At 38.2% G+C, this 13651-nt stretch carries 13 protein-coding genes; 7 read left to right on the top strand and 6 right to left on the bottom strand.

Going from position 1 to position 13651, the window contains the following annotated elements; all coding sequences use genetic code 11:
* Nucleotides 1-87: 87 nt before the first annotated feature.
* The 7 genes from L1286_RS14955 (at nt 88) to L1286_RS14925 (ending at nt 5407) form a co-directional block, all read left to right on the top strand.
* Nucleotides 88-915, top strand: coding sequence for an ABC transporter substrate-binding protein (locus L1286_RS14955; protein WP_235407862.1), 828 nt, complete (start codon nt 88-90; stop codon nt 913-915).
* Between the two features lie 524 nt (nt 916-1439).
* Complete coding sequence (locus L1286_RS14950; RefSeq protein ID WP_235407861.1) at nt 1440-2246, top strand: hypothetical protein; 807 nt, start codon at nt 1440-1442, stop codon at nt 2244-2246.
* A 139-nt stretch (nt 2247-2385) separates the two neighbouring features.
* Nucleotides 2386-3084 (top strand): SIMPL domain-containing protein, encoded by a 699-nt coding sequence (locus tag L1286_RS14945; protein WP_235407860.1) that lies wholly within the window; start codon nt 2386-2388, stop codon nt 3082-3084.
* Nucleotides 3085-3178: 94 nt separating this feature from the next.
* Nucleotides 3179-3553, top strand: coding sequence for an MAPEG family protein (locus L1286_RS14940; protein ID WP_235407859.1), 375 nt, complete (start codon nt 3179-3181; stop codon nt 3551-3553).
* Complete coding sequence (locus L1286_RS14935) at nt 3550-4185, top strand: sulfotransferase (protein WP_235407858.1); 636 nt, start codon at nt 3550-3552, stop codon at nt 4183-4185. Before L1286_RS14940 ends, L1286_RS14935 begins: the two co-directional genes overlap by 4 nt.
* Before the next feature lie 81 nt (nt 4186-4266).
* Nucleotides 4267-4839, top strand: a complete 573-nt coding sequence (locus L1286_RS14930; protein WP_235407857.1) for a tRNA-(ms[2]io[6]A)-hydroxylase — start codon at nt 4267-4269, stop codon at nt 4837-4839.
* Nucleotides 4840-4927: 88 nt separating this feature from the next.
* The gene (locus L1286_RS14925) at nt 4928-5407 is read left to right on the top strand and encodes a hypothetical protein (protein ID WP_235407856.1); all 480 of its coding nucleotides are present in this window, start codon (nt 4928-4930) and stop codon (nt 5405-5407) included.
* Between the two features lie 249 nt (nt 5408-5656).
* Here the strand turns inward: L1286_RS14925 and L1286_RS14920 are convergent, their stop codons facing one another.
* The 6 genes from L1286_RS14920 to L1286_RS14895 form a co-directional block, all read right to left on the bottom strand.
* Nucleotides 5657-6832, bottom strand: a complete 1176-nt coding sequence (locus tag L1286_RS14920; RefSeq protein WP_235407855.1) for a flavin monoamine oxidase family protein — start codon at nt 6830-6832, stop codon at nt 5657-5659.
* 475 nt (nt 6833-7307) lie between these two features.
* The gene (locus tag L1286_RS14915) at nt 7308-7760 is read right to left on the bottom strand and encodes a hypothetical protein (RefSeq protein ID WP_235407854.1); all 453 of its coding nucleotides are present in this window, start codon (nt 7758-7760) and stop codon (nt 7308-7310) included.
* A 243-nt stretch (nt 7761-8003) separates the two neighbouring features.
* Nucleotides 8004-8999 (bottom strand): serine hydrolase domain-containing protein, encoded by a 996-nt coding sequence (locus tag L1286_RS14910; RefSeq protein ID WP_235407853.1) that lies wholly within the window; start codon nt 8997-8999, stop codon nt 8004-8006.
* Between the two features lie 503 nt (nt 9000-9502).
* The gene (locus tag L1286_RS14905; protein ID WP_235407852.1) at nt 9503-10618 is read right to left on the bottom strand and encodes a pyridoxal-phosphate-dependent aminotransferase family protein; all 1116 of its coding nucleotides are present in this window, start codon (nt 10616-10618) and stop codon (nt 9503-9505) included.
* Between the two features lie 28 nt (nt 10619-10646).
* Complete coding sequence (locus tag L1286_RS14900; RefSeq protein WP_235407851.1) at nt 10647-12173, bottom strand: FAD/NAD(P)-binding protein; 1527 nt, start codon at nt 12171-12173, stop codon at nt 10647-10649.
* A gap of 10 nt (nt 12174-12183) precedes the next feature.
* Nucleotides 12184-13650: a malonate decarboxylase subunit alpha gene (locus L1286_RS14895; protein ID WP_235407850.1), complete on the bottom strand. Its 1467-nt coding sequence runs from the start codon at nt 13648-13650 to the stop codon at nt 12184-12186.
* Nucleotide 13651 lies beyond the last annotated feature (1 nt).

Below are 13651 nucleotides of genomic sequence, written 5' to 3'. Positions count from 1 at the left end.
AATAAATTAAGAATTAGCGCAAGAACAACTTACTTACTACACTTTAAGTGTGTGCCGCAGCATGGAGTGCTCTAAGTAGGAAGTTGTATGCTGTTAAAAATCTTGTTTTCTCTGTGTTTTTTTGTTTCTACATTCGTTTATGCAAAACCAATCAAGATAGAAATTCTCTCTGACTATAACCCGTCCTACGGAGAGTCGCCTGGCGATCTCGCGACTCAGTTGCTTTTAATTATTGCTCGTAATTTAAAAGATGAAATGGCCATAGACTTTGTGCCAGCTAGTCGATTACGCGAATGGCGAGAGCTTGAGCACCATGACCATATTTGTCTATATAACAAAGTAAAAACACCTGAGCGAGAGGCAAAAGCAATTTTCGTGACGCTGCCGCTCATGGCTTTTCCATCAAATCGGTTAATCCTAAGAAACAAGAAGTTTGTATCGGCAGAGGTAACACTTGAAAAGGCGTTGTCATTGGGCTTAAGAGTTGGCGTCACCAAAGGGCGTTCCTATGGGCTCGAAATAGACGATTTTATCAAAGCAAATTCTGACCGACTTTTTATAGGCGAAGGAAATGACAGTGCATTTCGTTTACGAAAAATGTTGGTCCAAGGTCGTCTGGATGGGATCATTGAATATAGCTCAGTGTTTGTAAACGATTATCCGTCTGAGGAGGTGCTAAAAGATATATCTTTTCACGCGATAGGTGACACGCACGCCACTATTTTTGGCTACATCGCCTGTTCGGATTCAAAACTTGGTCGACAAGCAGTCGACTTATTTGAAAGGGCATTACAAAAACCGCTTATTCAAGAGCAAGTGATCAGTGCACACGCTAATTTATTCCTCCCCCAAGAAGAAGTTTTCATCTCAAACTCATTAAAGAGCGCTTTTGGAGTAGATAAAAAAGAACATTAATTTCATTAAAAATCAAACTTCAAAAGCTTGCTATATGAACTCCTTTTCTAAAGGTTATGGATAAAAATTAGTGGTTATTTTTTAAATTAATTTCCCTCTTAAATTTTTTATAAAAAGCGAACTTAGTATAATGCTCTCATAACCCCAATACTTTATTAATTTTCTAATACTAAGCATCCCTGAATGTGTTTTTTTATTTTCACACTCTTACCAAGACTATTAAGGTACTGATATATATAGATTTAAATTACTCAGATTAGGCTAACCCTTCTTTTTATCTCACTAAAACAATATGCTCTTTTTTCTTCTAAACAGAAAGAATTTAAGCCGTTCATCACATTTTCAAGCCATTTACAGGAAATTTTTTAGTCGCTAAATTTGTCTCGAACTCAACACGGGGTATATCAACTGCTCGGTGTTAAACAGACAAGATTAAAAGCATTCGCTTATTAATTTTTAATAACCACCTTTCATTACATTGAAAGGAATATTTTAGTAACTTAAAGTTATATAGGGAATAAAAAATGAAAATCCAACTTCTCGCAGCCATGGTTTCTTTACTTGCAGTAGACAGTGCTGTCGCTAGCGTAACAGTAGAAGATTTAGATGGTTACAATCGTGAGTCTAAGTACACAGAAGGTGTTGTAAATCGCATTGTTACCGATTCTTTACATGCTCGTACGTTTAATGGTTGGTTGTTCCGTAACGATGCATACGACAAGTGTGAAACAGGTGTTGTTTACGATGAAATTACTGGTCAAGTAATTGCGCCTGTTGGTACAACTCCGGGTGGTGCACAAGCTTATACCGTTGATTCTATCTTTCTACAAGGGAACTTCACAGAAGAGCAACTGCAACGTACTCGTGTTTTAGCGATGAACTGTGAGTCTGCAAATGGTGAACAATTTGTCGTAAAACACAAAATTCCTGCACTACCTAAAATCACTTGGGATGCACAGTTGGTTGGAGTCGGGCCATGGAACACACCAGATTGTAGTGGCCCAGCGCAACACTGTGGCGGCGCGGGTTGGTACAACCAGGTAAGCTACACTTCTTCGCTACATATTAACAATGGTACTAAAGATGGTTATTGTACTGCGACAGCGGATGAAGGCGCATATTCAAAAGTGTTTAATGGCTATGACTCAACACCTCTTTTCCATACAAACCACTTTGCTGCAAGCGACGTGATATATAACTCAAACTCTCGTATTTTCAGACAAGCAGTTTCTTGTAACAACCCTTCGGGCACGACAGAACGTCTAACAGTTTGGGAGATTACTGGAGAAAACGACATTAACTTAGTAGTTGACCACACAAGCTACAAGTAATTTGTCCGATACTCAACCTTAAGGGTCTATATGGCCCTTTTTTACGTTGTGAAATATCAATATTATTCAGGATTGATTAATGGGTTTATGGTTCAATAGGGGTCATACTAAAACGTTTTTGACTATATTTGGAGCGACCATGCGATTAGTAACCGCCATTATGTCTGTATTATTAAGTACCTCCGCTGTAGCAGGCAGCCTGCCAGCTGCACCACATTTATATGTAAAAGGATATGCGGAGCAAGCCGTTGCGCCGGATACGGCTATTGTCAATGTGGCGATAAATGAAAAAAACAAAAACCTGCAGTTTGCCAAATCAAAAGTTGACGATGTTATGGCAAAAGCAATCGAAATTGCCAAGCTTTATGGTGTTGAAAGTAAGCATATTTATGCAGAGCAGTTGAATGTATACAAGCAAACACGATACAACAGAACAACCAATGTCGAAGAATTTGATGGATTCAAAGTATCGAGAAATTTAACTTTGAAACTAAAGGACGTAAATAGATATCCCGAGCTTTTACAAGCTTTTGTAGACAGTGGTATTAATCAATTTAACAACACACAGTTTGTCGTCGAAGATAAAGCAGAGGTTATGAAAAAATTAAAGGCTTCGGCAATTAAACAAGCACAGCTCGGTGCAAAGGAGCTAGCAGATGGCTTTGGCGTGGAAGTTGGTGGCCTATATTCTGTGTCTTTTTCACCCATGAGCGTGCCGGTTCAGCCCTACGCAAGAGGCAAAATGATGGCAGCAGAGTCTATGAACGTAAAAGACGCATATAATGTAGGTGATACAACATTAAAAGCTGAAGTGTATGCCGTTTATTACATAGATTAAACCTAAAATGGGTTCATTTTCGCTGTTAATAAACTTACAATCCCCTATACAATAATGATTAAAATTATATGGATATTGAATAGGGAAGACCATCATGTTTACAGGTTTATTTGCAGCAATTTGTACGCTTTTTTACATAAAACTCAGTCTTGACGTTATAAAGCTTAGACGGCGTTATAAAGTAGGTATTGGAGATGCTGGGCACAAAGATTTAATCACTGCAATTCGTACTCATGCAAATTTTATAGAATACACACCTTTAGCAGTTATATTGATTTTTATTCTCGAGTATCAAAATGTGAGCCCGATTTGGTTGGGGACATTTGCTAGTGCATTTTTAATTGGTAGAGTTTTACATGCGCTTGCACTCACAAATGGTTACATTCAAACACGCGTTATAGGCATGTTAATGACTTTTTTAACGCTTATAGGGCTGGCACTATTTAACGGCTTCTTATACTTTTCATGAACAATAAATATTTTGTTTTAGGTTTGCCACGCACTGGGACTACTAGCCTGTGCGTGGCAAGCTTAGACATGGGCTTAAAAACTGCACATACCGCATACACACAAAGCACAATTAAAACTGCCCAACTTATTGCCGACACCCCCGTGTATAATGACTTTGAAAAACTTTATCAACTTTATCCAAATAGTCGTTTTATCTATCTCGAAAGAGATATGCCTTTATGGGTACCATCCATTCGGCAGCTTCTCACACGCATGCGACCTAAGCTGATTGAAAAAGGTGGGGGCTTCAATGAAACTTTAAAGCGTTGTTATTTAGAGGTTTTCCCTAATTTGGATGATGAGAGTTTAAGTAATGATGATTATTTAGTTGATTGTTATCAACAACACAAGCAACGCGTGACTGAATTTTTAAATATAACAAAAGCTGACTGCTTATTTGTAGATTTGGCGCAAGAGCAAAGTAACCGCCAGCTTGCTCACTTTATGAATGTGTCCTCCATAAAAATCCCACATATAAATAGAAAGGGGAAAGTGACGGCTTGGAATGAAATTAAACATCCACTGAAGATTGAATCAACACGAATCGGAAAAGTAGACAAAGATGCTTTACTCTATCATTTCGAAACATAATGTCCGATACTAAAATGAAACTTAAAAAATGGCGCTATGTTAAGTACAATAGAGAGCATCAGGGTTTTAGAGAAAAAGAGAATGTTTGAGTTAAAGTACCACACACCATTTGAGTGGACGCACAAAGTGATGGAAGATTTTGTCACTTTTTTACAGGACCATGCAGCAGCAGAAAAGAAAGCATCAGGTATGGCAATGTCTATGCTTGGACATTATCCGGATAGAACAAAGTTAGTAAAAGCGATGGCGGACCTTGCCATAGAAGAAATGATCCACTTTAAGCAAGTCTTAAAATTGATCAATGAAAGAGGATTAACTTTAGGTAACGATAAACAAGACCCTTATATCAAAAAAATGAGAGGCCTGTTTCGACAAGGTAGCGATGAATTTTTGATTGATCGTTTACTCGTGGCAGCTGTGATAGAGGCTAGGGGGCATGAAAGGTTTTCATTAGTAGCAGAAGCCTTGCCCGAAGGTAAAGATAAAGACTTTTATGTTGCCATAGCTAAATCAGAAGAAAAGCACAAAAACTTGTTTGTCGAGCTCGGATATGAGTATTTCGATAAGGACGTGATTGATGCAAGATTAGAAGAAATATTAATTGTAGAAGCACAGATTTGTGAAAGCATTCCATTTAGTGCAGCATTACACTAAATTTTTTAAAAAGAGCACGCCACAGCAAACAAGGTCGCGTGTTCTTTTTATGTTAAATAGATATTTTTGAGTACGTTTGAGTGTAGTTATGAAGGAATTATCAAAGCATTTATCGAATAAACAAATATCTGCGCCTGAAAATCACATGTTTGTTGTAACAGACAAAAAACAGAGAGAGCACACATTAAAATTGGTGCCGCTGAATCCATCCGTTGCAGAAATCGATTACGCAACCGTGATGCAAAATATAGATAACCTGTCAGGTATTTTTGGTAAAAATCATCCTTGGCCAGATCCACAAATGACTTACCAACAAAACCTGAAGAGCTTACAAGTTCACCATGTGGAGTTTGAAACTCAAAAAGCATTTGCATATTCGATAACAAGTATAGACTCGAAGAAATGTTTTGGCAGTGTTTATATTGACCCAAGTAAAGAGGGTAACTATGACTGCGAAGTTTTTTATTGGGTTTGCAAAACACTGCACATTGAAAGAAAGCAAATTTTTGATTTGTTATCTACTTGGTTGAGTGACACATGGAAATTTGACCGTTATAGAATTCATTAATAGAAGTGCCACAGTAACATAACGACGAATAGCCATTTTGTACAAAAACCACAATAACGCCGAAACATACAAGAAGCTGCTATCCTATATATATAACATCCTATAATTTATATTATGTTAAATTGAATGTATATCAAAAGTATCGAAGTATTGACCCTAATCCCCTCAACATAAGGCAGCTTTAAACGCCATACAATGTCCAATACTAGACGGTATCGGACATTGTGAGTCTTGTAATATTTTATCATTTCATAAAGTCAGAATGTCTTTCACGGCATCTTTCGCTGAATACACTGCAGCATGAACAGAACCCCAATCACTACCATCAGTATAGGCCTCACCAGCAAAAAATAAACGCCCATCAACACTTTCACCAAGTCTTTTTACTGTCTGCCAACGAGCATTGTTCGAGACATAAGCACTATTTATGTAGGGCTCGTTATTCCAATTGTGGAAAATATGTTTGATATAGTGCGCTGATGCTTTGCCATCAAACAGCGTGTCTAACTCTTCTAAAATATATTGTATTAACTTATCATCACTCATTTCTACATAGGGAAATGATTCATCGCCAACAGCAAATAATCCTAAAATGTGTCGAGTTGTGCCTTGTCCGTATGCAGCATCATAATATAGTTTTTCCCCATCAGCTGAAGGACTTACTTGATTAAAACCAACAAACGTTGGATAAAACTTATGAGAAAACTCAATAAATGCTTTAAATCCACCCCAAATCTCAACCTGTTCAATAGCAGATTGTTTTCTTGCAGGAAGATCAGGCACAAAAGTAATCCGGTTTTGCTGTAGATTTTTCACTGGCACCGTTACAATGACTTGCGACGCTATCAAGTTCCCATTCGCTATTCCTACTTTAATTTGGTCTGTTGAATAGTCAATATGAGTAACGATTGCATTGTAGGAGATATGATTTTCGACAGATGGTAAAATGTAACGCTCAAAAAAATCCAGCCAAGTAGAGTTTATAAGTTTACTATCTTCGCTCATTTCCATCTCATCTAGACTGACTTTCGTCCCTTCAAATAGTCCATAGTCTATCTTGGGGTCATACATCTTCGTTTTTACTTTAATATCTACCGAATCATTATTTATGATTTCAGTTAGTATTTTAGGGTCAACATGTATCCACTCTGCACCTAATGGAATTGGAAAGTTTGCAAACTCAGTCGTGTGTTTCATTCTTCCACCAAACTGAGTGGACGCTTCGAGAATTTTGAAACAAACGCCCTGCTGTTTCAGCAAGTATCCAGCAACAAGTCCGGCGGCACCAGCGCCTATGATAATAACCGGATTAGTATTGTCATTTTTAGAAATAGTTTTATTGGTACTGCATGCACTGATAAAAGGCTGTAATGGCAATACAATCCCAAGTGCATTGCATACCTTTATAAAGGTTCTTCTATTCATTTAGAAATACAGGTAAATTAAATCTATTACTGAGCCTTTACGCATTGGAAGACTGGTATGCGAATAACGAAAAGATGACCACTTAAGGTTAAATCGAGTAGTCTGAAAATTCAAGGTTAGTTGGTTAGTCAATTTTGCCACTCATTTTACTTATCGTTGCTGTGAATTCATACCAATAGCTGACTAAATATAGAAAGAAAAATAACGATACTTAAGTTTAAAATTGCGTCTAGTAAGCCCTAAGCCGCCTTATTGTTACGTATAATCATCCTAATTTCACTATAAAAAACTCAATTTAACATAATGATAAAGTGATGAAAAAGCATTCAAATTCACCCTGAGTTTTAAAGAATGACCAAGCTATTACTATGGATGCAATGAAATCGCTAAGGTAATCCTGTGCATGACAAAAATATAACTAAAGTCACACGTGATAGCGTACATTGTGAACCCTACTCTGTATTGATGTTTATTTCTATATTCCAACTAGCATATAGTTGAGTGACAATTGCCTACTTATTGATTCTTGATACTCACCTGTAACAAATTGCCCCCAACTTCTTGCTTGTACAAACGTCTTTGACATAGGGTCCACAAGAAATAAACTTTGAATAATGGCCCATTGATTGTCGAATTTTGCAACGTATTTACTTGGGTCAATAACGGCTGAAGCTATATTAGGACAAACAATAATTACTTGTATCCCTACCACGTAAAAAATAGGGATAAACCTGATTTTGAATGCAACCTTTCTTCTCAGCTGAAAAATAAAAGATGAAAAGTTTTCTGGTAACTGACTAAGTTCAACAACACACACAGCACGATTCATATATAGTGTTTGCTTTTTAAGAAGGCAGGAGCATCCAGGAAGCATAACTTCAGCCTCCTCGACTTTCTTAAAACCATATTCAACAAGCGACAGTTCCATAAAATCTCCGTAGATAGCATAGTTATATTTCTACTTTCATGAAGTTGCAGGCTAAGCCCTGTGCCCAACTTCGTTTACACTTCTAGCAAAACGTTAGCATATACTAGCAGTGTGAATCTACGACAGGGTAATTGTTTAAAACCGAATCGTGTTATGCCGAAGTTTCAACAATATAGTATAACTTTTAGTCATAGCTTACTAGTTTGATTGCGTATTGTGTCTATCGCTGTTTGTTAATGCTCGCTACCATACATTATGAGACTTTAAATGTTTCGTGATCAATTTTGCAATTTCCCATCGTGGTGTATTACTTGAATTTGTTAGGATAATCAACGCATTTTTACTATCAGGATAAGTAAGCACAAGTGATTTGTAGCCTCTAATACTGCCGGGATGCCTTGCAATTTGCACATTTGATTCCTTGTACACTTGCCACCCCAACCCCATATCAATTTGTCCCCAAACCGTCTTGACCTGTGGCGCAAGCATGTCTTTGTACGTTTGAGCTTTCAAAAGGGATGGATCACGAGCGAGAGTCAGTTCAAGCCACAAACTTAGATCGTAAACACTTGATAGCAATCCTTCGCTCGGGTTAAAAGATAAATCATAGGGCCTCTGATTACCTTTATCTATAAGCTTTCCTTTGTAGGTAGGTTTTGCTTTAGAAAAATAACTATTGTTGACATTATAAAAACCACTGTCATTCATTTCTGATGGTATGAGTATATTAGTATAAACGTACGCCTCATAATTCATACCAGAAACGGAGCTTATAATCGCACCAAGAATATTATAATTTGCATCACTATATAAAAAATCATTATTACCGGTATATGACAATACATTTTCACTAACGAGATCTAGGTATGCACTTATTGTTCGCTTTCTTTCGAAGTTTACTGGTTTTATCACATCCTCTAATCCAGAAGAATGAGTGAGTAACTGTTTAATCGTTATTTCACTATCGGAAAAGCTAGGTAAATAAAGGCCTATTCTATCATTTAAACTTATTTTATTTTTTTCCACTAAGTGCATTATAGCTTGCGCTGTAAATAGCTTAGTAATAGATGCAATACGATACAACGTGTTGGGGTCAGTAGCTATTTTCTGCGCTTTATCCAAAAAGCCAAAGCCTTTTATGTAGGTTACTTTACCAGATGTAATGATCGCGACAGACATCGCAGGGATACTATTTTGTACACGAGTATCTTCCAATGAACTTGTTAAGTTATCATACATACTCACCTTTTTCGCGAGCACATTAGTAGACATTAATAATATTATAAATAACGTTAATTTATACATTCGGTCACCCTATGCAACTGAGCAATTCTTCTATTAAACTCAGAATGAATATGTAGAAATAGTATTAAATTTCAACCACCATAGTCACACGTAAAAATGCATATGTAAACATCAGCATGTTAAGTTAAAAATTGACACAACAACGTCTCTTTCATTGATTGACTTGTACTAAAACCACCCCCTTCGAATTGACTAAAATACTGGTAACAAAGATAATTGCCTCAGCTCAAAAATGGAAAACCGATACAACACCTATTTTTTAAATGCCTCTTAGGTAATTACGTACTTAAACTTAATGACACCGATAGAAATTAAAAAAGCGATTAGGGTAATTTCAACGCAGAAGAAACCACTTGAGAGTGCTTATATGAAAAAGAAAGTTACTGCATAGATTACTTTCTTTGATTCAATTAGCCTAGGCAAAACGAGGAATTATGTTACTTGATAACGTCTGTCAAGGCTGACAATAGTAGTGCAATGTTTTGCTCATTGGCAGTTTCCCCCATTAACCCGACTCGCCACGTGGTACCCGCCAATTTCCCTAAACCAGCTCCAATCTCTAAATTATAAGTATCTAAAAGATACTGTCGGGTTTTGATATCATCAACGCCTTGTGGAATAACTAGTGAATTGAGTTGGGGAAGTCGATGCGCTTCATCAACAAGAAAATCGATTCCCAATTGTTCTATTCCCTGTTTTAGACGTAGATGCAATCTATTATGCCGAGCCCATGCATTTTCTCGGCCCTCATTTTTGAGCATAAGTAATGCTTCATGTAGCGCATATAACGAGTTAATCGGTGCAGTATGGTGATAGCTTCTTTTTCCATTACCTGACCAATAATCCATTACCAATGATTGGTCTAAAAACCAACTTTGAACTTTGGTTTTCCGCATTTTAATCGCTTCAACGGCCTTTGGGCTAAAGCTCACGGGTGATAATCCCGGTACGCACGACAGGCATTTTTGGGAACCGGAATAGACAGCATCTATCCCCCATTCATCGACTTTTAGCTCACTTCCCCCCAAAGAGGTAACAGCATCAACAATGGTTAATGCATCATAATGTTTAGCCAATTCACACAATGCCTTTGCATCTGAACAGACACCCGTAGACGTTTCAGCATGCACAAAGACAAGCGCTTTAATATTGGAATGAGTAGAAAACGCAGCCGCTACCTTTTCTACAGAAACAGGCTCTCCCCAGTTATCCTCAATTACAATCGCTTGAGCGCCGACTCGTTCAATATTTTCCTTTAACCTGCCCCCAAATACACCATTGATACATACAATGACTTTATCATTCGGCTCAATTAGATTAACAATGCACGCTTCCATACCCGCAGAACCTGGGGCTGACAAGGCGATGGTAAATTCATTCTCTGTCGCGAACGCATATTGCAATAATGTTTTAACTTCATCCATTAATTGAATAAACTGTGGGTCTAAATGACCCACCGTGGGCTTAGCTAAAGCCCCCAACACTCTTGGTGAAACATTTGACGGCCCCGGCCCCATCAATACACGTGGGATTGGATTAAATGCACCTAGCATAGACACTCTCCTTTTTATATTTATTAAATTAGACTTCAAGTAACTGCGCTGATTTATTGAGCAGTTTACTATGGATTGTCTGGGCACAATTATTTGCGTGTCTAACAATGATATCTAACGCACTTGTGAATAGAAAACATCCATGAGTCACCTCACCAATCGCGTACACGGATGGGCTGATGACTTCGTCTTTGCTAAATAGCGCATATGTTTCAGTACAAACATCTATTCCGCCAAATTTATGAGGTTTTGCCAATCCACTGTCTACCATATGGCGGAGTAACTCAGAATCTGATAAGTAGATGTCTCTCGGACTACCAACAGCATAAATGATAGAGTCTACTGACGAGGTTCCTACTGGAGATGTCACTGACAACGTATTATCAATACATGTAGTGATTTTAGTCTCCCCACCAATGTACTCTAGTTGGCCATTATCTAAGTAGTTTTTGATTTTTAATGCGTTCTCACGCGGAATTGAAACTCGCATAGTCATCGCTGCTGACATCATGCTTGTCATAAACCGTTCTTTGTCTTCAATTGCCAGCATTTCCCATACTAAAGCCAAAATTGAGTTTGTATCATATAGAACAGCTTGCCAGCCTCGATTCATGGTTGCCTTACTCATTTCATTAGATAAAAATTCGCTTAGATCTTTAATGGGCGGCGGTGGAAATATGATGTTTTCCATTTGCTCGCCAGGGTTCTTTTGATGATACAAGTCAATTTCTTTATGAAATAACTCAACAAGATCAGCCAGTGTCAAAGATGTATAGCGTTCACGAATATACTTAGCAGATAAGAACGTATTTTTATAACGGCCTTGAGTTCCACGTACAAATGGGAACAGATGGCTTCTTGAATACAGGGTTACTTTTCCTTTGTGGCCGTTTTCTATTAAGCCAACAACAGCATCAATGGCGCTTAATCTTGCGCCGATGATAGCCACACTATCTTCTTTATCAACCGTCTTGCACAGTGTCGATATTGGATAAGGGGTATGGTGCACCTTTGAACTTATCGGTGGTGAAAATGGTGATTTAGATAAAGTACCACAGGCTATAACAACGCTGTCAAAATCGTAATTTTTTTGAGTTGCTACTTTTAAAGTTACTGATTTTTTATCGGCACTTTCTTTTAGTTGCGTAACTTCGCTTCTTATGACTTTGACTATGATATTTTTCATGAATGCTTTTTTGACGATTCGGTCAAATGCATTAGCCATATACATACCAAATAACGGTCTTGGCGCATAAGTGTGTTCACTGACATCTAAGTCAGGATACAGAGGCTGCCAACGATACCTGTACAAGTTTAACCATTCAAAAAAGTCACCTGGCTTATCTTTAAACACGGTGATATAACCGGCTTTGGTATTCAATAAGTTTGACTGTGCGTCGCCTTGATACGCATTGCCTGGTCCCAAATCCTTCGACTTTTCAAACACAGTAATTTTTATTAAATCAGAAGAATTTGGCTGATGTTTTTCGACAAAGGCGTCAATAAACGCAATGCTAGATGCGCCACCGCCGATGATTGCTAGTGTAGAGTTCATAGTATCCCTGCTAAATATTTATTGTTGTGAGTGATGAGCTGCTATAGATTGGGTATTCGATGTTGCTTTGTATATCTTGCTCACTAAATCCATTTGCTATTTCAATAAGCTCAAGACGATTGTTTTTGAAAGAAAAAACGGCTCTTTCAGTCACAATGATGATGTCTTTATTTCGATAAACCGAATGTGTTAAATCAATGGTTATTTGTTGTGCTTGTTTTACAAACTTTCTTATAGTCCCTTCGTTGACAATGCGTAGTTGATCGTTTTCTATTTCTGCATTTAAAGAACCCGTTGTCAGTGTTCCACAAAACACCAATTTCTTTGCTGATTGTGCAATGTTAATAAAGCCACCAACACCATTTACTTTATCGCCCATCAAACTGGCATTGACGCAACCTCTGGCATCAATCTCTGCAAAGCCTAAAAAGGCAATATCCACCCCTCCTCCATCGTAGAATGCAAACAAATCAGATTGGCCTATAATTGCTTCTGGGTCGGATACTGCGCCAAACGACAAATCGTATTTTGGCTCACCATTAAAAACACCTGACTCAACAGTTATGCTGTTTTTACCATTTTTTTCATTGATCAATTTGCCAAGTAAAGCAGGGATCCCAATACCTAAATTCACACAAGATTTTTCAGTTGGGAGCTCAACCAACGCGCGCGACACAATGCGCGCTTTTGCTGGATTAATGGGCTCTAAAGTAGTAGATTCTGTGACCTGCTCACCATAGCTTGGAGGATGTGACTCTTCCTTTTCATTAACGGTTACATAGTCAACCAAATGCGCAGGGATCTGAACATCTCTGAAAGGAAGCGTGTCAACAATTTCTTTCACTTGCACAGCGACTTTCCCGCCACTATTTTTTGCAGCCATTGCCTGCTGTAATGCATCGTGATAGGCCACTTCCTGACTCATGCAAATATTGCCTTTCTTGTCTGCTTTAGTACCGCGTAAAAGTGCAAAGTCTATGGGTAAGGCTGGATAAAAAAGTAACTCTTCTCCTTTAAGATCAACTTTAGAGACCAACGAATCGGTATTTTCATGAATGCCACCCCCTTCGATACACGGGTCAATATAGCTGCCCAAGCCTATGTGGGTTGTATGGCCGCTAGCGCCTCTCGCGATATCTCGAAAAAGATGACTAATCACACCCATTGGCCAATTGTGCCCTTCAATATCGCCATTTTTAGCCCTCTGTGTTAATGCAGGACAAAATCCCCAGAAACCCCCGATAGCCTTTTTGACCAACCCATTTGCGGATAACTTGTCCAGCCCTCTACCGTTTTTATCGCCTGCCCCAGATGCGAAAAATAAAGTAAGATCTCTCGGCAATGACTCATCTTTATATCTTTGATTCAAGGCCTCCGTATATAAATCCGGATGTCCACAACACCCAAACCCGCCGGGTATCACTGTGCTGTTGCTTTCTATCAAACTTGCGACATAATTCGCCGTGACGATGTCCATT

Source organism: Pseudoalteromonas sp. SMS1, from assembly GCF_021530565.1.
Classification (GTDB): domain Bacteria; phylum Pseudomonadota; class Gammaproteobacteria; order Enterobacterales; family Alteromonadaceae; genus Pseudoalteromonas.
The sequence above is the reverse complement of the archived record's forward strand: the minus strand, read 5'-3'. Positions and strand labels throughout refer to the sequence as shown.